Below are 20,455 nucleotides of genomic sequence, written 5' to 3'. Positions count from 1 at the left end.
CACCCAGCGGCCCTGCAGAAACTGGAGTTCCCCCATGGCAGCAAAGTCCGTACTCGACCAGGTCATTTCCCTCTCCAAGCGGAGGGGCTTCGTGTTCCAGGCCGGTGAAATCTACGGCGGTTCGCGTTCGGCGTGGGACTACGGGCCCTTGGGCGCTGAGCTGAAGGAAAACATCAAGCGCCAGTGGTGGCAGTCAATGGTCCGTGGCCGCGAAGACGTTGTAGGACTCGATTCCTCCGTCATTCTGCCCCGCCAGGTATGGGAAGCCTCGGGCCACGTTGATGTGTTCTCCGATCCGCTGGTGGAATGCATGTCCTGCCACAAGCGCTACCGCGCCGACCATCTCGAAGAAGAGTATGAGGAAAAGAAGGGCCGGCCCGCCGAAAACGGCCTCAAGGACATTGCCTGCGCAAACTGCGGCACCCGCGGCCAGTGGACCGAGCCGCAGGAGTTCTCCGGGTTGCTGAAAACCTTCTTGGGCCCCGTAGCCAGCGAAGAGGGCATGCACTACCTGCGCCCCGAAACCGCTCAAGGTATTTTTGTGAACTTCAGCAACGTGCTCACCACCGCCCGGAAGAAACCGCCGTTCGGCATTGGCCAGATCGGCAAGTCCTTCCGCAACGAAATCACACCGGGTAACTTCATCTTCCGCACCCGCGAGTTCGAGCAGATGGAAATGGAGTTCTTTGTCGAGCCCGGCACTGATGAGCAGTGGCACGAATACTGGATGAAAGAGCGGATGTCCTGGTACACCGGCCTGGGCATCAAGGAAGAGAACCTGCGCTTCTTCGAACACCCCAAGGAAAAGCTCAGCCACTACTCCAAGGGCACCACTGACATCGAATACCGGTTCGGCTTCCAGGGCTCCGAGTGGGGCGAGCTGGAAGGCATCGCCAACCGCACCGACTTTGACCTGTCCACGCACGCGAAAGCATCCGGCACGGACCTCAGCTACTTCAACCAGGCCACCAACGAGCGCTATACGCCGTTCGTGATCGAGCCTGCCGCAGGCCTGACCCGGTCCTTCATGGCTTTCATGGTTGACGCCTACACGGAGGACGAAGCCCCTAACTCCAAGGGCGGCGTGGATGTCCGCACCGTGCTCAAGCTTGATCCGCGGCTCGCCCCGGTGAAGGCAGCCGTATTGCCGCTGAGCCGTAACGAAGACCTGTCCCCGAAAGCCAAGGACTTGGGCGCGCAGCTGCGCAAGAACTGGAACATCGACTTTGACGACGCCGGTGCGATTGGCCGCCGTTACCGTCGCCAGGATGAGATCGGCACCCCGTTCTGCATCACAGTGGACTTCGACACCCTCGAAGACCAGGCCGTGACCATCCGCGAACGGGACACCATGAGCCAGGAACGCGTTTCCCTAGACAAGGTGGAAGGCTACTTGGCCGCCCGCCTGATCGGCGCCTGAGCATGGCCATCGAATACCGCGAGTGGCGGGAGGGCGATGACCTCGCGCTCCTCGAAATCTGGGGCGACCCGGAAACGTACCAGGCACGCCAGTTTCGTAGCTCCTTTGCCGTCTCCTCGGCAGGGGGCAACGGTGCGCCGTGGCGCCGGTGCATTGTGGCCGAAGACGTGCTGGACGGCGTCGGAATTCCCGTCGCAGCGGCAGTCGTCTACGAGGCGGCGCTGCATCCCGAACGGCTGTGGGCTTACATCGAGGTGGCCCCGGATCATCGGCGGGCCGGCATTGGTGCCACGCTGATAACCATGCTGCGCCGCGAAGCCGAGCAGTCGCCGTCGGGCGTTGCCAAGCTGCGCGCCAAGGTGGAGCCGGGCACCCCCGGTGCCAATTTCGCCGCCACCTTTAACCTCGCCCCGATCCAGCGGTCGCGGCTGGTGGTGGTGGACCCTGGTGCGCTGCGGCTGCCGGTGTTCCCGGAGACGGACAGAGCCGGCGGCGAGAACGCCGGCTCTGACGTGGTCATGGATCTGGCCACGGGGTCGGTGGAGCTGACCGACGTGGTGGGCAGGTATTACACGGCCGTCCATGACTGGGATTCGCCGGGCGAACTGTCCGTCGGCCAGGTGCAGCGTCTGTTCCTCGATGACCTGACCGGCGCGCACGGAGCGATTGTGCTGCGTTCGCAGCCAGGGTCCGCGTTTGGCTCTGGCGTCGCGGCGAGCCGTAAGGGCCGGATCCGGGCGTTTGCCGTGAGTTACGCGGCGCAGGCAACGGATGCTGACGGCCAACCTGCCGGCAACGAGAGCGCTCCAACGGACGTTTTCGTGGGGCACGAACCGGCGCTTGAGGCGGCGGATGCGGCCGAGGCGGTCCGGGACATGCTGTCCCTCATCGCCTACCAGCACCCCCTGATGCTGGAACTTGACGACGCGATGACGGCCTTGCGTGCCGCCGTCGAACCTGTCCTCACCGCGGGCACGGCGCACGTGGTGGGTTCGGACACGTGGGTGGTCTCGGACTGACCCCCGCCCCCAACCAGGTAGCGCTAACTGCGGTTTTGAGCCCTCAAAACTGCAGTTAGCGCTACCCAGTTGGGCGAGGGGACCGACGACGGCGACCCCGCGCAGCGTCCGCAGCGTCCAGTGACTGCCGCTCACGTTCGGACGGGGCAGCGCCGCCGAGCCGCGCCGGCAGCCACCACGCCCCAGGTTCGGCCGGGAGGGGAAAGTCAGCGGTGGCGAGGTCAATGCCGTGCTGCAGCGTCTCGCGCAGTGATTCGGTAGCCAGATCCGCGGCGTCGTCGGCGCCAAACCTGAGCGGCTCGCCGATGTGCACCCGGATGGGCGCCCGCCAAGCCCGGCGAAGCGAGAAACCATGTCCGCGCGTCAGGAGCCGGTGCGCGCCCCAGATGGAGATCGGGATGACGGGCACGCCAGCCTCTGCCGCCATCCGCACAGCACCGGTCTTGCATTCCCGCACCGTGTAGCTGCGGCTGACGCCGGCTTCAGGAAACACCGCCAGGTATTCGCCGGCCCGCAGTTTGGCCACTGCGGCGTCATAGGCGTCTTTCCGGTCGTCATAGCCCACCACCACGTGTCCGGACGCGGAAATGGCGGGGCCCGCGAGCCAATGATCGGCGGCGCCCTGATGGATGAGGAACCGCAGCTGTGCGCGGGTGTGCCGCCACAGCATCAACTCCACCACCGCAAAGTCCAGGTAGCCGAAGTGGGTCAAGGCAAAGACGGCTCCGGTACCGGGTTGCACAGCCCGCGAAGCGCCGCGCCGCGGGTCCGGTGCGGGCAGGTTCTCCTCGCCCGTGCAGATGACCTGGAGCCCCAACGCAGCGCGGAAGAGTTGGCCGGTCCGCACGATCACCCGGTAAAACCTGTCGCTGGGTGCTGGCCGCCACGGCATGGTCAGGCCTCTAGGGGAGTGCTGGACGGGCTCACAGTGTCACCTGCACCGATGCCGGTGGCAACAGCGCTGGAAAGCGTCGCGGAATGGTGGCCGTGGCGCCGGTGGCCTGGTTGTGGGCGGTCAGCACGAACCCGGTGGCAAGGGTCTGCCATACCGGGACCTTGCGCAGCATGAAGTGCCCCACCCCTCGCAGGGACACGTATTGCAGGCTCGCCGCAACAGGCGTGGCACGGCGGGCGAAGGCCAAAGACTGCGCGGGACTGGTCCAGTGATCGGTGCTGCCGTGGACAATCAAGACCCGTTTACCGGCAACTCCAGTAGTGGGGGTTTCGGGGCTCAGCCACGGCGCTAACGCAACAATGGCCTGGACCTGCGGGTGATCGGCCGCGCAGACAGCGGTGAGGCCGCCCATCGAATGCCCCAACAAATAAATCGGCACGCCAGGGTGCTGCTCGGTGATCTGCTGCAAAGCCCAATTGGCGTCCCATAGCGGGGACATCTCCGCACCGTTCCAGCCCCGGACGCTGTTGCGCAGGACCCACACCGACAACCCGTGCGCCCGGCCGGCCCGGTGCAGCTCCTTGGCGAACGGAATCATCCGGACGGGGCTCAGGTGCCGGGCGCGGACGGGCTCGTGGCTGACAGATTGTCCGCCGTGCAGCACCAACACCACACCGGTCGTGGGGCCCGACGGCGGCAGGACAGTCAGCACCGCGTGCTGGCCGTGGGTGGGGGTCAAGGGCTCAGGGCGTTGCGAGCCTCTGCCCTCGGTATTGCGATTCGCCACGCTTGGTACCTCCCAGTGCCGATCATCTATTTATCAACCCTACGGTGCCGCAAGTAGAGTTCAACGCATGAGGATTTACTGCTGATGGGAGCCGGTCACTCCCACGCTTCACCAGATCATTCGGAGCCAACACCCGCTGCGATTGCTGCCCGGCGAAAAGCGAATCGCATCCTGGCCGCGATCCTCATTCCGCTCACCTTGCTGACTCTTGCGGGGATGGCCATGTTGTGGCCGTCCGGCAGCAAAGAGGGGATTTCGCTGGCCAACCCGTACTCGGCTGCCCCCGGCGTGACCTTCGATACGGGCACCATCCAGAGCGTCAGCCTCGATAGCTGCATGCAGGGCACGCCGCAGCAGGCGCCCGGCCAAGCGGGCCAAGACACCCAAGGAACGCAGGGCACCCCAGGAAGCCTGGACACCCAGGGTGGCCAGCAGGCTGCCGGCTCGGACTGCACTTTTGCCCTGACGCAGCCGGACAAGGGTGGCAGCCCGGTCAAAGTGGTGATCAACCCGGACGTGGCGAGCTCGCACGGCGTGAAGCCGGGGGACCAGATCCGCTATCTGAACCTGTCGGGTGTGCAGGGCGCATCAGCGTCGCAGACTTCACCGTCGTACATCTTCCTGGACTTCGTCCGGACCCTGCCCATTGTGCTGTTGGCGCTGCTCTACGCGGCGGTGGTGATTGTGGTGGCTCGTTGGCGCGGTTTCCGGGCGTTGGTGGGTTTGGTGGGCGCCTACTTTGTGCTGGCCGGGTTCATCCTACCCGGGCTGGTGGAGGGCAAGCCGCCGCTGCTGCTGGCGTTGGTGGGGTCAACGGTGATCATGATCGGGGTGCTCTATTTTGCGCATGGCTTTTCCGCGCGCACCTCCACGGCGCTGCTCGGGACCATGTTCGGGCTGGGCATCACGGCCCTCCTGGCGGCGTGGGCCACTGACGCGGCTAACCTCGCCGGGGTGGGAAACCATGACGCCACCACGCTGATCAACACCTCTGCCAACATCTCCATCACCGGTGTCATCCTGTGTGGGCTCATCATTTCCGGCCTCGGCGTGCTCAACGACGTCACCATCACCCAGTCCTCAGCCGTCTGGGAACTCTACGAACTCGCGCCGGACAGCAGCGCCCGCAAACTCTTCACTTCAGCCATGCGGATTGGCCGCGACCACATCGCCTCCACCGTCTACACCATCGCCTTCGCCTACGCCGGCGCCGCCCTGCCCATCCTCATCATCGTGATGCTGTACGACCGCCCACTCGGCGAAACTCTCACCAGCGCAGAGCTTTCCGAGGAAGTCATCAGGACGCTCGTGGGATCCATCGGCCTGGTCCTGGCCATCCCCGTCACCACCCTGATCGCCGTCCTGGTGGTCAAGGCCACCCACATGGGCCGGCGCCAGCCGATGGGACTCGAAGGCGGTGCGCCGGTGCTGTCTGGCGAGGCGGACGACGGCGGCGCGCACCTCCCCGCGCGGGCACGCCAAAGCGGAAGGGACGACGTCGGGCCTCCTCTCGGCGAGGATGTCCACCTGGGCGGCGACACGGCCGGCGGTACTGCCGACGGGACCACAGCAGCGGCAGGGACGAGGCGCGGCCGGCGCGCTGACCGCAGGCCCTAGGGCTCCCGGCGAAGGAAACCGGCGCCGGGCGCGCCGGATTTGTGCGGCTTTGCAACAATGGAAGGGTGACTGTTGTAGCAACGCCTCCCGCCCCCAAACTGGAACTGCCGCCCCTCAAGCTCGGTCCGATCACCGTGGACACCCCGGTGATCCTCGCGCCCATGGCTGGCATCACCAACTCCGCCTTCCGCCGCTTGTGCCGCGAATACGGCGGCGGAATGTATGTCGCCGAGATGGTGACCTCCCGCGCGCTGGTGGAGCGGACGCCGGAATCGCTGCGCATCATCTCCCACGACGACGACGAAAAGGTCCGTTCCGTCCAGCTCTACGGCGTGGATCCGGTGACGGTGGGCAGGGCCGTGCAGATGCTCGTGGAGGAAGACCGGGCAGACCATATTGACCTGAACTTCGGCTGCCCGGTTCCCAAGGTGACCCGACGTGGCGGGGGATCGGCCCTGCCATGGAAGATCGACCTGTTCACTGCCATTGTGCAGACAGCGGTGCGCGAGGCCGGCAAAGGCAACGTCCCGCTGACCATCAAGATGCGCAAGGGTATCGACGATGACCACCTGACGTACCTCGAGGCAGGCCGGATCGCCCGCGACTCCGGGGTGGCCGCCGTCGCGCTGCACGGCCGGACCGCCGCACAGTTCTACTCGGGGCAGGCAGACTGGTCGGCGATCGGACGGCTCCGCGAAGCCCTGCCGGACATTCCCGTCCTGGGCAACGGCGACATCTGGTCCGCCGAAGATGCGATCCGCATGGTCCGGGAGACCGGCGTCGACGGTGTGGTGGTGGGCCGCGGCTGCCAGGGGAGGCCGTGGCTCTTTGGTGATCTGCAGGCCGCGTTCGAAGGCAAGGACACGCGCCACAAACCCAACCTGGGCCAAGTGGGCAAAGGCGTCTACAGGCATGCCGAGCTCATGGTGGAAACGTTCGCGGACGAGGGCAAGGCGCTGCGGGAAATCCGCAAGCACATCGCCTGGTACTTCAAGGGCTACGTGGTGGGCGGCGAACTCCGTACCCGAATGGCGCTGGTCAACAGCCTCGAAGAGCTCCGGGCCGCGTTGGCCGAGTTGGATTCCGATTCGCCCTACCCCGGTGTGGACGCCGAGGGCCCTCGGGGGCGCGCCGGCTCGCCCAAGAAGCCCGCGCTGCCCAAGGATTGGCTGGATTCACGAGCATTGAACGACGCGCAGTCACTCGATATTTCAGCTGCTGAACTGGATGTCTCCGGTGGTTGAGACGCACACAGCACCTTTGGCCTTGCCCGGCTACACAGAGCAGGATTCCGCCCGCTGGGTGGAGGAACCGGCCAAGACCACCTACCGGTCAGACTTCGAGCGCGATCGAGCCCGCGTCCTGCACTCTTCTGCCCTGCGCAGGCTAGGGGCCAAGACGCAGGTGGTCGCGCCAGACACGGACGACTTTGTCCGGACCCGACTCACCCACAGCCTCGAAGTGGCCCAGGTGGGCCGCGAACTGGGCCGCACCCTGGGCTGCGACCCGGATGTGGTGGACACCGCCTGCCTGAGCCATGACCTGGGGCATCCACCCTTTGGCCACAACGGCGAATCCGCGCTCAACGAGGTGGCACACGCCATTGGCGGGTTTGAAGGGAACGCCCAAACGTTACGGCTGCTGACCCGGCTGGAACCCAAGGTCCTCACCGTTGACGGCCAACCCGCGGGCCTGAACCTCACCCGGGCCAGCCTGGATGCTGCGGCAAAGTACCCGTGGTCAGCCCTGGAAGCGCCAGTGATCCACGGCCAGCGCACCAGCAAGTTTGGCGCCTACGAAGACGATCTGCCGATCTTCACCTGGCTGCGGCACCGGGCCCCGGAACGACGGTCCTGCCTCGAAGCCCAGGTCATGGACCTGGCGGACGACATCTCCTACTCGGTCCACGACGTCGAAGACGCGATCGTGGCTGGTCACTTCCAACTGGGCTGGATGACCAACCCGGATCACCGTGCCCGCGTGGTGGGTTACGCCAAGCAGTGGTACCTGCCGCACAACGATCCTGCAGCCATCGACGCTGCGCTGGCTCGGCTCGAGGCCACCGACGTCTGGGTCCGCGAGGCGGACGGCAGCCGCAAGTCAATGGCGGCGCTGAAGAACATGACCAGCCAACTCATCGGCCGGTTCTGCCAGAGTTCCCTCGAAGCCACCCGTGCCGTCTACGGGCCGGAGAATCTGACCCGCTACAACGCCCAGCTGATGGTCCCCGAGGAAACCATCCTCGAGATCGCGGTGATGAAGGGCCTGGCCACCACGTTTGTGATGACCACCGATCACCGCCAACCCATTTACGAGCGCCAGCGCGAGGTCCTGCATGCGCTGGTCACCGCACTGAGCGCGTCCGGGGACCGAAACCTCGAACCCATGTTTGCCGCCGACTGGCGTCTGGCGACAGATGATGCCGCCAGGCTTCGCGTGGTGATTGACCAGGTGGCGTCCCTGACCGACGGCTCCGCACTCGCCATGTACGAGCGACTGGTGGGGAGCCTGCCGTCCCTGTGGTGACCCGGATCGGGGTGCCCCTCACCGGGAACGGGCTGGCCCATGGCCGGGACTAGGATGGCATAGTGGCTGGCCTGATTAAACGTGACGATATTGACGAAGTACGCCAGCGCACCGACATCAAGGAAGTGGTTGACGGCTACGTCACCCTCAAAGGTGCCGGGCTGGGAACATGGAAGGGCCTCTGCCCCTTCCATGACGAGCGCTCGCCGTCGTTCACCGTGCGCCCGCAGGTGGGCCGCTACCATTGCTTTGGCTGCGGCGAAGACGGTGACGTCATTGCTTTCGTGCAGAAGCAGGACCACAGCTCCTTCCATGAAGCGGTGGAGAAGCTCGCCGCCCGGATCGGCTACGAACTCCGCTACGAAGATGGCGGCACCGGCCCCAACCGGGAAGAGGTGGGCCGCCGGCAACGCTTGCTGGATGCCCACAAAATTGCCGATGAATTCTTCCGCGCGCAACTGTTGACGCCCGGCGCCGCGGAGGGCCGCAACTTCCTCTTCGGCCGCGGCTTCGATCGCGAGGCCGCGGAGCACTTTGGGGTGGGCTACGCCCCGCAGGGCTGGGACGCGCTTCTCAAGCATCTCCGCGGCCGCAACTTCACGGATGCGGAACTGAAGCTCACCGGCATGTTCTCCGAGGGCAATCGCGGTATCTACGATCGGTTCCGCGGGCGGCTGATCTGGCCGATCAAGGACATTGCCGGCGACACCATCGGATTCGGCGCGCGGAAGCTCTACGACGACGATCAAGGCCCCAAATACCTCAACACCCCCGAGACCACGCTCTACAAAAAGTCCCAGGTCCTCTACGGCATTGACCTCGCCAAGAAGAGCATTGCCAAGGACCGGCAGCTGGTGGTGGTGGAAGGATACACGGACGTGATGGCCTGCCACTTGGCGGGAATCACGACGGCGGTGGCCACCTGCGGCACCGCGTTCGGCACCGAACACATCAAGGTGGCCCGGCGACTGCTGTCGGACGACGGCACCGGGGGCGAGGTGATCTTCTGCTTCGACGGCGATGCTGCCGGCCAGAAGGCCGCGCTGCGGGCGTTCGAAGAAGATCAGCGCTTCACCGCCCAGACCTTCGTGGCCGTGGAGCCCAACGGCGCAGATCCGTGCGATCTTCGCCAAAGCAAGGGCGATGCCGCGGTGCAGGAGCTCATCAACAGTCGGAAGCCGCTCTTCGAGTTCGCCATCAAGGCCTCGCTGAAGCGGCACAACCTGGACACCGTTGAAGGCAGGGTTGCTGCTCTGCGGGAATCGGCGCCGGTGGTGGGACAGATCCGCGACGCCGGCATTCGGCCCGGCTACGCCCGCGAACTCGCTGGCTGGCTGGGGATGGCTGTCGAGGAAGTCAACCGGGCCGTTGCCGTGGCCATGAAGCGTGGCAGTTCAGGGCAGCCATCCGGGCCCCAATCTGGCGGGCCGGGCGTAGCCCAGGGGCCGGCGTCGGGCGCTGTTCCCTCCTACCATCGGCCTGACCCGCGCGATCCTGTGGCCTCAATGGAGCGGCAGGCGTTGGAAGTTGCCTTGCAGGAACCTGCCACCTTGGTGGGCGCCGCCTGGGATCGATTCAGCGACGTCCGGTTCGTCACGCCCGCGTTCGCCGCCGTGCACGACGCCATGCGCGCTACAGGCGTGGGCCTTTTGGGCGATCCCGTCCGCTGGGTGGAGTACGTCATGCACGAGGTCCCTGAGCCGTTGCGGCCTCTCGTGTCCGAGCTGGCGGTAGTCCCGCTGCCGGCCAACACTGACGACGCTATGCAACGGTATTGCCGGGACATTCTGGCCCGTCTCTTCGAATTGCAGATCACCCGGGTCAAAGCAGACAAGATGGGTCAGTTGCAACGGCTGGACCCGGCCGTGGATCCGGAGGCATATCAGCAGCTCAACCGAGAGTTGATGATGCTGGAAATGGAACGCAGGGCGCTGCGGACGGAGAGCTGAGGACCGTTGGTAGCCTGGGTCGAGCCGTCGATTTCGTATCCCGGTCCGGTGTTTGCTAGGCTATTACCTGCTTCATTCCTCCTTAGCTCAATTGGCAGAGCATTCGACTGTTAATCGAAGGGTTGCTGGTTCAAGTCCAGCAGGAGGAGCGCACAATCCCCGTTCCGGGTCTCCGGGACGGGGATTTTTCTGCCCAGGCCACCCTGTCAGGTCAGCAGGCCGAGCCGATTTCACATTCGCCTGAATCTCTTGCTAAGGTCATACCTGCTTCATTCCTCCTTAGCTCAATTGGCAGAGCATTCGACTGTTAATCGAAGGGTTGCTGGTTCAAGTCCAGCAGGAGGAGCTTGCACGGAAAATCCCCGTTCGGCGTCATGCCGGACGGGGATTTTCTTTGCCTTTGTGGCCGCTGATCCGGCCGGGGTGGAACCGGCTCAGACGAAGTCCATTTCTACATGCAGGAACCGCTCGGCTTCAGCCACTGCGGCTTGGAAGGCTTCCTGCTCGGTAGGAGACTCCCGGGGGTGCCGAGGGCTCCACTCGTGGGCGGCTGAGTGGATCTTGACGAAGCCCTGCTCCGAGGGCGCATAGAAAATGCCGAAGCGCTGTACAGGCCACTCTGCGGTCGCTTCGGGGGCCACCAGGAGCGCCGCGTTGAAGGCGGGATTGAACCATTGTGCAATGGGGCGGCGGCGGTCTTCCTTGAACAACCCGGCCGCGTACAGGGCCGCCGACTGCTCACCCAGGTCCGCGCACAACCGATCCCACCACAGTGGCAGGATGCGTCCGTCGCAGCGCAGCCACGTGGCGGGAAGGGGCGGAATTTCCGGCCGTTTGGGCACAAGATCATGCTAACGCCCTCCCTGCCGAGATGGCACCTGGTGGCAGTTTTTGTCACCCGGATGGCCTCTGTCTCGGCGTCTCGGCGAGGGTTATGGCCGGGGGCCGGCGGGGCTAGGGCTTTTTCCTCGGTCCGGGGTTCACCCGGTAGAGCAGGGCCGCTCCGATCAGCGCGCCCAGCACCATGCCGATCACTGCGGCTCCCATCGCCCGGCCGGCAAGGAAGCCGACGACGGCGCCCAGCATCGCACCGAGGAACAGTCCCCGGCCGTTGCGGTGCGGTTTAGTAGGGTTCGGTTTGGGTGCCATGGGTGCGGCTCCTATTGGATGGCAGGGACGGTGCGGGGCCGCACGATGAGCCAGAGCGCGGCCATGGCAACCAGGATGCAGGCCGCCTGCAAGGCGCCCATCGGCGTCGCGCTTTCCAGTCCCAACCACCCCACCACGGGGGAGATGAGCCCGGCGGCGAGGAAGGTGGACGCACCCAACAGGGACGCGGCAGTGCCGGCCTGGGCGCCGTGGCTGGCCAAGGCCAGGACCTGGACGCACGGGAACATAAAACCGGTCCCCAGGATGTAGAACCACAAGGGCACCAGGACCCCCCACAAACCGAAGCCGAGGACGTCGAACAGCACGATGAGCAGTGACATCAGGAACATCCACGCCGAGGCGAAGGCAAGGATCCACTGCGGCGGGACGCGCCGGATCAGGCGTGCGCTCGTCTGGACGCCAGCCACGATGCCCAATGAGTTGATGCCGAAGATGAGGCCGTACTCCTGCGCCGAGAACCCGAAAACTTTCTGGAAGAGGAAGGGCGAGGCGGAAAGGTAGGTGAAGAGGCCGCCGAAGTTCATACCGGCAATGATCAGTAGGCCAACGAAAATCCTGTCCTTGAACAGCGCGCCGTAGCGTTGGCGGATGGTTTGGCTGCCCTGGCTGCGCTTCTCCGCAGGTAGTGTCTCGCGGATAAGGAACAGGGCGGCAATGATCACCAACGAGCCGTAGCAGGCCAGGAACACGAAAATTCCCGGCCACGCCATGACCAACAAAAGTTGGGAACCAATGACCGGAGCGAGGATCGGTGCCAATCCGTTGACCAGGGCCATTCGGGAAAACATGCGGACCATGGCGTAGCCGGAGAAGAGATCGCGCACCATGGCCATGGCCACTACGCCGCCACCTGCAGCACCAACGCCCATGAGGACCCGGAAGAGACCCAGTGTGGTGATGTCCGTGGACAGGGCAGCGCCAATCGAGCTGGCAATGTGCAGCGCGGTCGCCAGGATCAAGGGCATCCGGCGGCCAAATTTGTCGCTGAACGGCCCCACCAGCAGTTGGCCGAGTGCAAATCCGAGGGTGGTGCCGGCCAAGGTGAGCTGTACCTGGGCCTCGGACACGCCCAAGCTCGCCTCCAGCGCAGGGAACGCGGGCAAGTACAGGTCAATGGTGAAAGGTCCCAGCGCCGTGAGGGCACCAAGGACAAAGATGTACAGGATTTTCCGGCGGCGGCTCAGCAGATCGCCCGGATTGGCGGGAGTGGTCACGGTCACCAATCCTAGGCCTGCCTCAAGAGTATTTGGACTTTCTCGCCTGCTCACCACGGCATGGCCCCGGAGTTCACTCGGATCCTGAATGATAGTTTTGGGGACGGGGACCGTTTACCTGCGGATTCTTGAGCAAAGGGAAGCCGATTCACATCACACATTCAGTAAGGCGGAACCGATGAGCGGACGTCACAGCGGCACCACGAGCCCAGGGCTGCGCTTCACCGCACTGCCCCGGACAGTGAAGCTCCTGGCACGACTGGCGCCACGCCAGCTCAACGACGAGATCGCGTTTGCCAAGGTCGAACTCAAGCGCAAGGGCATCCAGGTGGGTGTCGCCGCTGCCTTCTTTGTCGTGGCCCTGGTGTTCGTCCTGATGTTGGTGGTGGCGTTGATCGTGGCGGCCATCATGGGACTGGCCACCATCATGCCTGCCTGGTTGTCTGCACTCCTTGTTGCTGCCGCGTTCTTGGTCATCGCCGGGATCTGCGCGCTCCTTGGGCTGAGTAAGTTCAAGAAAGCCATGCCGCTGGTACCGGAAGAGACCCTGCGCGGCATCAAACACGATCTTGGCATTGCCAAGGAAGGCTCGGCGTTCAACCCGGCCGTCCTGGACCCCAAGAGCCCCGAAGCCAAGGCCGCGAAGGCGGCCAAGGATGAGGTGGCAGCCAAGGCCAAGGCGGAGAAGGAAGTCAAGGAGCAGGAGCACCGCAAGGAGTTCCCGCATGCTTCTGAGCCGGAGTTGGCAGCTCGCCTGAAGCAGCGCCGTCAGCACTTGGTCGGCGTCCGGGACGACCTCGGCACCCAGCTCGACGTCAAGACCCAGTCCCAGTACCTTCTGAGCGTGGCGCAAGACAAAGTCAGCGAGGGCCAGAAGGTCGCAGCAAAGGGGGCCGAAACGGCCAGCCACAAGCTTGCAGAGGTGGCTGAATCTGCCGACCTGGCTGAGCGCTGGAAGCCGCTGGCAGCACTTGCCGTGGCTGGCACTGCCCTAGCCGTCCTGATCCGAAAGCTCATTCGCACTTACTGACCCGGCGATGGGCCTGGCCCATCGCCGCACCGTTGACACTAGACGCCATAGGGCGGTCGGAAAGGGGGGAACCGCTATGAAGCTCATTGGCGCTGGCTCCCATCCTGACCGTCCCCAGATTGATCACGACCTGATCTTTACGGTCCCCAACTTCCTCACCGTCCTCCGGTTCATGGGCGTCCCCCTGTTCATGTGGTTGGTGCTGGCCGAGCGCGAATACGGTATCGCCGTGGTGGTCCTGGCGGTCATGGCGAGTACCGACTGGGTGGACGGCTATGTGGCCCGGCGCTTCAACCAAGCGTCCAAGCTGGGCCGGGTCATGGACCCCATCGCTGACCGGCTCGCCCTCATCGCCGTGGCGCTCACCCTGGTGATTGCCGGCGTCGTGCATTGGTTGTATCTGGCCGCGCTTTTGGTGCCCGACGCCGTGCTGCTGGTGCTGACCCTGGTGTTTTTCCGCGGCCACCCGGACCTGCCCGTCAGCTCGGTCGGAAAGTTCCGGACGGGTTTGCTGCTGCTGGGCACGCCGTTGCTGGTGCTTTCCAAACTGGACGTAGGGTTCGCGTCTGGGTTATTTGTGGCCGCCTGGATCATCCTGGGGCTGGGCCTGATCGGCCATTGGATCGCTGCCTATAACTATTTTTGGGCCATCCTCCGTAAGGGCCGCGGTCATTCAACGCACGACGGCGGGACCGCCTAGTGGTGTGGGTGGCGGTAGTCCTCGCCGTGCTGGGTGCGTTTTGCCTCGCCTTTGGTGCGCAACGGCAGGGGAGCGCGGTTAAAGCCGACACCGGTGGGCTTGCACTGAACTCGAACGGTTTCCTCCGCTTGCTGCGCAACCCGCGCTGGGTTTTCGGGTTGGTCCTCCTGGTGGTGGGCATGGGGATGAATGCGGTGGCGTTGGTGTCGGCGCCGTTGACCGTTGTCCAGCCCATCGGCGCGATCGCGCTGGTCATCACCACTGTCGTCAACGCCAGGGACCAACACCTCACCATCAACAGGGCCACCATCGTGGCCATCACTGCATGTGTGAGCGGATCTGCGTTGTTCGTGCTGCTGGCCGTGACGGTGACGCAGGAAAACCATCACGTCAGCACGGAAAACGAGTTGACCATTGTCTTGTTGCTGGCCCTGGCGGTCGGCATCTTCGGTACCCTCGCCGTCGTCTTCCGGCATCGACTGAACGCATTCATCTTCATTCTGGGCGCCGGCGTCCTTTTTGGTTTTGTGGCAGTTCTAACGCGGATCATTGGTAAGCACCTCCTCGATCCCAACGGGCAGTTCCTGCTGAACGTCCAGTGGTATTCGGTGGTGGCTATCATCGCCGCAGGTGGGCTCGGTTCGTGGTTCGTCCAGAGCGCCTACTCGGCCGGTCCGCCGGACCTGGTGATTGCGGGCCTCACAGTCATCGACCCCATTGTGGGCATTGCCATTGGCATCGTCATCTTGGGCGAACTGCGCCCGGACGTCCACGCCGTCATGGCGATTGCCATGGGAACCGCTGCCTGCCTTGCTATCGTTGGGGTAATTGCCCTTTCCCGGCACCATCCCGAGGTCACCAAGCGCAGGAAAGAAGCGCGCAAAGCTTCGGGTAAATCGCCGCGATAAACCGATCAACCAGTTAGCCCACGAGGCCCGGCGCCAACCCTGCCAGCGGCCAACCGTGCGCTCAGCTTCCGCTGTCCGCACCGTGACCATCAGGAGAATTCCCCATGACCACGCCCGCAGACCAGCAACCGCTGACAATTCTGATCGCCGCGGACACCTACCCGCCCCACGTGAACGGTGCGGCCCAGTTCGGCTACCGTCTGGCCAAAGGCATGACTGCCCTCGGACACACTGTCCACGTGGTGGCCGGCCGGGCAGACAACGGGAAGCCATTCTCCGAGTTTCGGGACGAAGCCACCGTGCACCGGCTCCGTTCCCGCAAGGCGTTTACCCACGAGTACTTCCGCATCTGCCTACCTTTCGAGATCCGGAAAGACATCGCCGCGCTCTTCGACCGGGTACAGCCCGATGTGGTGCATATCCAAAGCCACTACATGATCGGCAAGGCAGTCCTCGAGGAAGCCGTCCGCAGGGGCATCCGGATCGTTGCCACCAACCACTTCATGCCGGAGAACCTCAACCCGTTCCTGCCGTTCCCGCAGTGGTTGAAGAACCGGATTGGGCGGGTTTCCTGGCGGGACATGGGCAAGGTCATGGGCCAGGCTCAGGTCATCACCACCCCCACGCCGCTTGCCGCCAAGGCCATGCACGATCACGCGTTCCTTCGGAAAGTCCTGCCGCTGTCCAATGGCATCGACTCAGCCGCGTATGAGGTGCAGCCAGGCGAGCAGATCGAACCGCACCAGCACCCGACTGTTGTCTTTGCCGGCCGGTTGGCAGAAGAAAAGCACGTAGATGTGCTGATCCGGGCGATCGCCAAAACGCCTGCCGAACTCAACGTGCACCTCGAGATTGTGGGTGGCGGCGAGGTTCGGGCCGCGCTCGAAGACCTGGTCCAGCGCCTGGGCCTGGGCTCACGGGTGAAGTTCCTAGGCCTGGCCAGCGACGAGGACCTGCGGTTGGCCTACATCAAGGCTGACCTGTTCTGCATGCCGGGAACCGCCGAACTGCAGTCACTCGTCACGCTGGAGGCGATGTCCGCGTCCACTCCGGTGGTCCTTGCCGACGCCATGGCACTGCCGCACCTGGTTCGCGACGGCGTTAACGGCTACCTCTTCATCCCCAACGACGCCGATGACCTCGCCAAGAAGATCACCCAAATCCTGGAACTTCCAGCGGACCAGCGCTTGGCCATGGGCCGGGTAAGCCGGGAGATGGTGGAGCCCCACAGCATCGCCGGCACCCTGCAGACGTTTGAAAACCTCTACCGGGGCGCAAGCTACGACGACACAGTGGTCTAGGCTCCGCCGGGTCTTTGTTAGAGTGTTTTAGCCCTTCCGTCCGCCTCGGTTTCGTGTCGGTTCGGACTGGGTTGCACGGGGCTATAGCTCAGCTGGTTAGAGCGCGGGACTCATAATCCTAAGGTCCTCGGTTCAAGTCCGAGTAGCCCTACCCAACTAAGTAGCGCTAACTGCAGTTTTGACCCCTCAAAACTGCAGTTAGCGCTACCTACATGGGGCCCGGACACCCGGGACCCAGCGGCGCAGTGCATCCTTCCGCCGCAGATTCTCGGACGCCGCTGCCTTCACCGAGCACAGCTCGGTTCCTCGCGGGCAGAGTTCGCGCCTTGGCCTCCACAGCCTGCGCATTCGTCCGACATGTCTCGCGCTTTTGCCCCGCGGTACTGGCGCTCTCCGCTGATCTCGATCGCCGTCCGCCCTATGCAGATCTGCAGGACTGCGGTAAGTTACTGTCCAGTAACTTATGTGCGTTTCGGCTGCGAAGCGCCCGTCAACGCTTGGAGGGTCATCATGTCCACCACTTCCGCAGATCTCTCGTCACTTCCCTACGCGGACGGCGACTTCTATGCCTTCGAGCAACTGCTAAGCCAAAAGGAGCAGGACAGGCTCGCGGAGATCAGGGATTTCCTGGCCCGCGAAGTGAAGCCGATCGCTGTTGACTGCTGGAACCGCGGCGAGTTCCCTATGGAACTGATTCCCAAGCTCGCCAGCATTGACCTGGTCAGCCCAGTTCGCCGGCAGGGCTACTCGAATGTTTTTGCTGGCTTGGTCCACGCGGAAGTAACTCGGGCGGACGCCTCAATCTCCACCTTCATGGGAGTCCACGACGGGTTGTTCACCGGATCCATTGAAGCCCTGGCATCGCAGGAACAAAAAGATGCGTGGCTGCCAGATATTTACGCCATGAAGAAGATCGGGGCCTTTGGCTTGACCGAGCCGCTGGGTGGCAGCGATGTAGCTGGTGGAACGCGCACCACGGCACGGCGCGACGGCGACACCTGGATCCTCAACGGCGCAAAGCGTTGGATCGGAAATGCGACCTTCTCAGACTGGGTGGTCATCTATGCGCGCGACGTGGCGGACAACAAGGTCAAGGGCTTCCTGGTGGACACCAGCTGGGACGGCTATGCGGCCACCAAGATCGAAAACAAGATCTCGCTGCGGACTGTGCAAAACGCTGACATCACCTTGACCGATGTGGTGGTACCCGACTTCTTCAAACTTGCCGAGGCGAACAGCTTCCGCGACGTCAACAAAGTCCTGAAAGTCACCCGCCTTGGCGTTGCCTGGCAGGCAGTCGGGCTGCAGCTTGCGGCTTTCGATGTGGCCCGCAGCTACGCCGTGGAGCGGCAACAGTTCGGCCGCCCGTTGGCGTCCTTCCAATTGGTCCAAAGCCAGTTGGTGAGCATGCTGGGCAATACCGTCAGCTCAATGGGCATGATGGTCCGGCTGTCGCAGCTTGAAGATGCCGGCGTGGCCAAGGACGAACAGTCAGCGCTGGCAAAGGCCTTCACCACCCAGCGGATGCGCGAAACGGTGGCCACGGGCCGCAACATCCTGGGCGGCAATGGGATCGTGACGGACTACGGCATGGCCAAGATCTTCGCTGACGCCGAGGCTGTCTACTCCTACGAAGGAACGCACGAAATCAACACGCTGGTGACAGGGCGGGCCATTACGGGTATTTCCACAATCGTCTGACCTGATCGGCAAACCTGGCTGACGCACAGAGGGCCCCTTCCAAGTTTCAAGACTCGGAAGGGGCCCTCTGTACGTGCGGTGGCTCTGGTGGCTAGCCCATCGCGATCTTGTACACGTGATACGTGTACTCGTTGGCGAAATTATCAGAGAACGAACCGTTGGTGACCGTCAGGGACCGGTTTTCGCCGACCACATCGATCTTGGTTCCCTTGATCCCCGCTGGCAGGGTGAAGGTCCGCGCGCCGGTGGTGCCGTCTGTCATCGCGAAGATGTAGGCAGAATCCTTACTGACCTTCAACATGGTGTCCAGCCGCTGTCCGAACGTCCACTCGTAGGACTGGGTGTTGAGGACAGGGGCCAGGCTCTGGATGAGGTTGTTGACCTCACCCATGGCCTGCATCTGGGGGTAGCCGCAGAAGCTGGTGCCCTGCACTTGGGCGAGTCGCAGTGCGCCATCGGTCTGGCAATCGCCGGTGAAGGACTGATTGAACCAGAACAGGCCCCGTGCTTCGTTGATGACGGAGCTCATGGCGGCGCCCTTGACCTGGCCGGGCTGAATGTAGCCAACGTGGGCCTGACCGGACAAGCCGTTCAGGTTCTCCAGGAACATCCACCGGGGCTGCAACTTGCCGTCCGCAGCATCGCGGATGGTCATGCCGTTGACGGCCTTGCCGTAGCTGGATGCTGTCCGGCACGTGGCCTGGTCCACCGGATCGGCATAAAGGGTGCCGCGGTATGGAGTCCAGTCGCAGAACGGGATGGTGTACCAATACATGTCCACCGACACGGCGTCCGTCAGGTTGACGTAGCGCTCCTGGTCGGCGATGGACATATCCGAGCCAATAACCAGCTGGGTGAAGTTGGCGTAGGCAAACTTGCCCTGGCCGGTCACCAGCTCACTCTTCAGGCTCTCAAGGTGCTTGATGCCCTCGGACGGGGTGAAGCGCCCGTCCACTTCGTCGTCCAGCAGGACACCGGGCCAGTTTGGTGAATCGTCCTTGAAGGTGGAGTTCAGCTTGTTGCCCAGCCAGTACACATCGTTGTCCTCGAAGAGCGAGAAGTCCGTACCTTCCCACATTCCGGCGTAGGTGTTGATGCCGTGGTCCTTGTCCCACTGAACCTCAGCGTTATTGCTGAAGCCGTTGAACCAGATGCCAATGGGGAAGAACGACGGGTCAGTCCACTCCTTGGCATTGGGGAACTGCTTCCAGTAGTCCGGGCCACCTTCCCAGGGAATCCGCGGCAGGTTCAGCACACTGGTGCCTGGGTTCGGGTTGGTCGGCGTGGGTGTAGCCGATGGGGTGGGAGTAGCCGTTGGAGTCGTTGTTGGCTGTGGGGTGGCCGTGGGGGTTGCAGTCGGCGTTGCTGTGGGGGTGGCCGACGGCGTTGCCGTGACGGTGGGGCGCGGCGTAGTGGTAGCCGAAGGTGTAGATGTGGCCGTTGGGGTGGCGGTTGGCGTCACGGGGGGCGTTGCCGTTGCCGTTGGTGTCGCGGTCAGCGTCGCCGTAGGCGTGGCGCTCGGTGTAGCTGTCGGCGTTGTGGTCGGCCCCGGAACGGTGGCGTCGGAGGGCTTGAAGACCACATCCACCAGGTAGTTGGAGTTGCGGTAGTTCGACGTAGGGAACTCGCCGTCGCCATAGGCAAAGACTCCGCCGTTGCTGCGCACCGTGAATCCATTACTGCGGTAGGTGCGGGTGAACGCGTTTTCGGTGACTGCGTAGGAGCCGTGGGTGGCCAGGTAGGAGGCGACATATTGCTCATTGGCAGCTATGTCGACGGGCTTGGAGAGAGTGGCTGTCTGCCACCCGGTTTCGCCATTTGCTAGGAAGGTCGTGGTGGCCAGGGGAGTGCCGTTGGCAGACCACAAGGTGGCTTTGTAGTCTTCGGTCTGAGCCTCAGTCCGGAAGAACTGCAGTGCACTGACGGTGCCAGCGTTGCTGTTGGAGAATTTCACCCCAAGTTCCACGGTGGTTCGGTCGGGATCAACAGGGGTCACGGGCTCCAGGCTCTCGGAGAAGATTCCGGATGAATCGGCCGCCGCTATGGCCGGAGCCACGATGGCAATGCCGGACGCCACAACAAGCAGCGATATGACGGTAGCAATACGTCGTTTGAATCTGGAGGAACGCGCGTCGGAAGCGCGACTGAGTGAAGGCATGGAAAAGGCTCGCTCTCGTATGCGCCGCGAGGGAGGGGGAGGGGGAGTGTTGTATTTGAG

At 63.8% G+C, this 20,455-nt stretch carries 17 protein-coding genes and 3 tRNA genes; 14 read left to right on the top strand and 6 right to left on the bottom strand.

The window, feature by feature from the left end:
* The first annotated feature begins 34 nt into the window (after positions 1-34).
* Together PSET11_RS11770 and PSET11_RS11765 are read left to right on the top strand one after the other, a co-directional pair.
* Positions 35-1,420, top strand: coding sequence for a glycine--tRNA ligase (locus PSET11_RS11770; RefSeq protein ID WP_124092511.1), 1,386 nt, complete (start codon positions 35-37; stop codon positions 1,418-1,420).
* A gap of 2 nt (positions 1,421-1,422) precedes the next feature.
* Entirely contained in the window at positions 1,423-2,439 is a 1,017-nt protein-coding gene (locus PSET11_RS11765; RefSeq protein WP_124092510.1) for a GNAT family N-acetyltransferase, read from the top strand.
* Positions 2,440-2,500: 61 nt separating this feature from the next.
* Here PSET11_RS11765 and PSET11_RS11760 read toward each other — a convergent pair whose 3' ends face one another.
* The gene (locus PSET11_RS11760; RefSeq protein WP_124092509.1) at positions 2,501-3,331 is read right to left on the bottom strand and encodes a lysophospholipid acyltransferase family protein; all 831 of its coding nucleotides are present in this window, start codon (positions 3,329-3,331) and stop codon (positions 2,501-2,503) included.
* A 31-nt stretch (positions 3,332-3,362) separates the two neighbouring features.
* Positions 3,363-4,121, bottom strand: a complete 759-nt coding sequence (locus PSET11_RS11755; RefSeq protein WP_377946973.1) for an alpha/beta hydrolase — start codon at positions 4,119-4,121, stop codon at positions 3,363-3,365.
* 84 nt (positions 4,122-4,205) lie between these two features.
* Between PSET11_RS11755 and PSET11_RS11750 the strand changes: the two genes are divergently transcribed.
* The 6 genes from PSET11_RS11750 (at position 4,206) to PSET11_RS11725 (ending at position 10,559) form a co-directional block, all read left to right on the top strand.
* Positions 4,206-5,738, top strand: coding sequence for a YibE/F family protein (locus tag PSET11_RS11750; protein WP_124092508.1), 1,533 nt, complete (start codon positions 4,206-4,208; stop codon positions 5,736-5,738).
* A gap of 65 nt (positions 5,739-5,803) precedes the next feature.
* Positions 5,804-6,982: a tRNA dihydrouridine synthase DusB gene (dusB, locus tag PSET11_RS11745; RefSeq protein ID WP_124092507.1), complete on the top strand. Its 1,179-nt coding sequence runs from the start codon at positions 5,804-5,806 to the stop codon at positions 6,980-6,982.
* A complete protein-coding gene (locus tag PSET11_RS11740) occupies positions 6,966-8,264 on the top strand; it encodes a deoxyguanosinetriphosphate triphosphohydrolase (RefSeq protein ID WP_124092506.1) in 1,299 nt (432 codons plus the stop codon). Before dusB ends, PSET11_RS11740 begins: the two co-directional genes overlap by 17 nt.
* A gap of 62 nt (positions 8,265-8,326) precedes the next feature.
* A complete protein-coding gene (dnaG, locus tag PSET11_RS11735) occupies positions 8,327-10,213 on the top strand; it encodes a DNA primase (protein ID WP_124092505.1) in 1,887 nt (628 codons plus the stop codon).
* A 76-nt stretch (positions 10,214-10,289) separates the two neighbouring features.
* A tRNA-Asn gene (locus PSET11_RS11730) sits at positions 10,290-10,362 on the top strand.
* A gap of 124 nt (positions 10,363-10,486) precedes the next feature.
* Positions 10,487-10,559 (top strand) — tRNA-Asn (locus PSET11_RS11725).
* 88 nt (positions 10,560-10,647) lie between these two features.
* On the opposite strand, the gene PSET11_RS11720 is transcribed toward PSET11_RS11725, so the two are convergent.
* From PSET11_RS11720 to PSET11_RS11710, 3 genes are all read right to left on the bottom strand, one after another.
* Positions 10,648-11,055 carry a hypothetical protein gene (locus PSET11_RS11720; protein ID WP_124092504.1) on the bottom strand — a complete coding sequence of 136 codons (408 nt, stop codon included), beginning with the start codon at positions 11,053-11,055 and terminating at the stop codon, positions 10,648-10,650.
* Positions 11,056-11,167: 112 nt separating this feature from the next.
* Entirely contained in the window at positions 11,168-11,362 is a 195-nt protein-coding gene (locus PSET11_RS11715; RefSeq protein WP_124092503.1) for a hypothetical protein, read from the bottom strand.
* Positions 11,363-11,373: 11 nt separating this feature from the next.
* Positions 11,374-12,597 carry a multidrug effflux MFS transporter gene (locus tag PSET11_RS11710; RefSeq protein WP_203415965.1) on the bottom strand — a complete coding sequence of 408 codons (1,224 nt, stop codon included), beginning with the start codon at positions 12,595-12,597 and terminating at the stop codon, positions 11,374-11,376.
* A 178-nt stretch (positions 12,598-12,775) separates the two neighbouring features.
* On the opposite strand from PSET11_RS11710, the gene PSET11_RS11705 reads away from it, so the two are divergent.
* From PSET11_RS11705 to PSET11_RS11680, 6 genes are all read left to right on the top strand, one after another.
* Positions 12,776-13,627: a phage holin family protein gene (locus PSET11_RS11705; protein ID WP_124092501.1), complete on the top strand. Its 852-nt coding sequence runs from the start codon at positions 12,776-12,778 to the stop codon at positions 13,625-13,627.
* A gap of 76 nt (positions 13,628-13,703) precedes the next feature.
* Positions 13,704-14,327, top strand: coding sequence for a CDP-alcohol phosphatidyltransferase family protein (locus tag PSET11_RS11700; RefSeq protein WP_124092499.1), 624 nt, complete (start codon positions 13,704-13,706; stop codon positions 14,325-14,327).
* A complete protein-coding gene (locus tag PSET11_RS11695) occupies positions 14,327-15,235 on the top strand; it encodes a DMT family transporter (RefSeq protein WP_124092497.1) in 909 nt (302 codons plus the stop codon). Before PSET11_RS11700 ends, PSET11_RS11695 begins: the two co-directional genes overlap by 1 nt.
* A gap of 104 nt (positions 15,236-15,339) precedes the next feature.
* Positions 15,340-16,536 (top strand): glycosyltransferase, encoded by a 1,197-nt coding sequence (locus tag PSET11_RS11690; RefSeq protein ID WP_124092495.1) that lies wholly within the window; start codon positions 15,340-15,342, stop codon positions 16,534-16,536.
* Positions 16,537-16,613: 77 nt separating this feature from the next.
* Positions 16,614-16,687: transfer RNA gene (locus PSET11_RS11685), tRNA-Ile, on the top strand.
* A gap of 359 nt (positions 16,688-17,046) precedes the next feature.
* Complete coding sequence (locus PSET11_RS11680) at positions 17,047-18,237, top strand: acyl-CoA dehydrogenase family protein (RefSeq protein ID WP_124092493.1); 1,191 nt, start codon at positions 17,047-17,049, stop codon at positions 18,235-18,237.
* A 91-nt stretch (positions 18,238-18,328) separates the two neighbouring features.
* Here the strand turns inward: PSET11_RS11680 and PSET11_RS11675 are convergent, their stop codons facing one another.
* Positions 18,329-20,395, bottom strand: a complete 2,067-nt coding sequence (locus PSET11_RS11675) for a DUF4082 domain-containing protein (RefSeq protein ID WP_124092491.1) — start codon at positions 20,393-20,395, stop codon at positions 18,329-18,331.
* Between the last annotated feature and the right edge of the window lie 60 nt (positions 20,396-20,455).

It is taken from the genome of Arthrobacter ulcerisalmonis (assembly GCF_900609065.1).
GTDB classification, from domain to species: domain Bacteria; phylum Actinomycetota; class Actinomycetes; order Actinomycetales; family Micrococcaceae; genus Arthrobacter; species Arthrobacter ulcerisalmonis.
The sequence above is the reverse complement of the archived record's forward strand: the minus strand, read 5'-3'. Positions and strand labels throughout refer to the sequence as shown.

Bases quoted from the DNA above. Each gene is read 5' to 3' on its own strand.
- PSET11_RS11770 (WP_124092511.1), top strand. From the start codon at position 35: ATGGCAGCAAAGTCCGTACTCGACCAGGTCATTTCCCTCTCCAAGCGG.
- PSET11_RS11765 (WP_124092510.1), top strand. From the start codon at position 1,423: ATGGCCATCGAATACCGCGAGTGGCGGGAGGGCGATGACCTCGCGCTC.
- PSET11_RS11760 (WP_124092509.1), bottom strand. From the start codon at position 3,331: ATGCCGTGGCGGCCAGCACCCAGCGACAGGTTTTACCGGGTGATCGTG.
- PSET11_RS11750 (WP_124092508.1), top strand. From the start codon at position 4,206: ATGGGAGCCGGTCACTCCCACGCTTCACCAGATCATTCGGAGCCAACA.
- PSET11_RS11740 (WP_124092506.1), top strand. From the start codon at position 6,966: ATGTCTCCGGTGGTTGAGACGCACACAGCACCTTTGGCCTTGCCCGGC.
- PSET11_RS11715 (WP_124092503.1), bottom strand. From the start codon at position 11,362: ATGGCACCCAAACCGAACCCTACTAAACCGCACCGCAACGGCCGGGGA.
- PSET11_RS11705 (WP_124092501.1), top strand. From the start codon at position 12,776: ATGAGCGGACGTCACAGCGGCACCACGAGCCCAGGGCTGCGCTTCACC.
- PSET11_RS11700 (WP_124092499.1), top strand. From the start codon at position 13,704: ATGAAGCTCATTGGCGCTGGCTCCCATCCTGACCGTCCCCAGATTGAT.
- PSET11_RS11690 (WP_124092495.1), top strand. From the start codon at position 15,340: ATGACCACGCCCGCAGACCAGCAACCGCTGACAATTCTGATCGCCGCG.
- PSET11_RS11680 (WP_124092493.1), top strand. From the start codon at position 17,047: ATGTCCACCACTTCCGCAGATCTCTCGTCACTTCCCTACGCGGACGGC.
- PSET11_RS11675 (WP_124092491.1), bottom strand. From the start codon at position 20,395: ATGCCTTCACTCAGTCGCGCTTCCGACGCGCGTTCCTCCAGATTCAAA.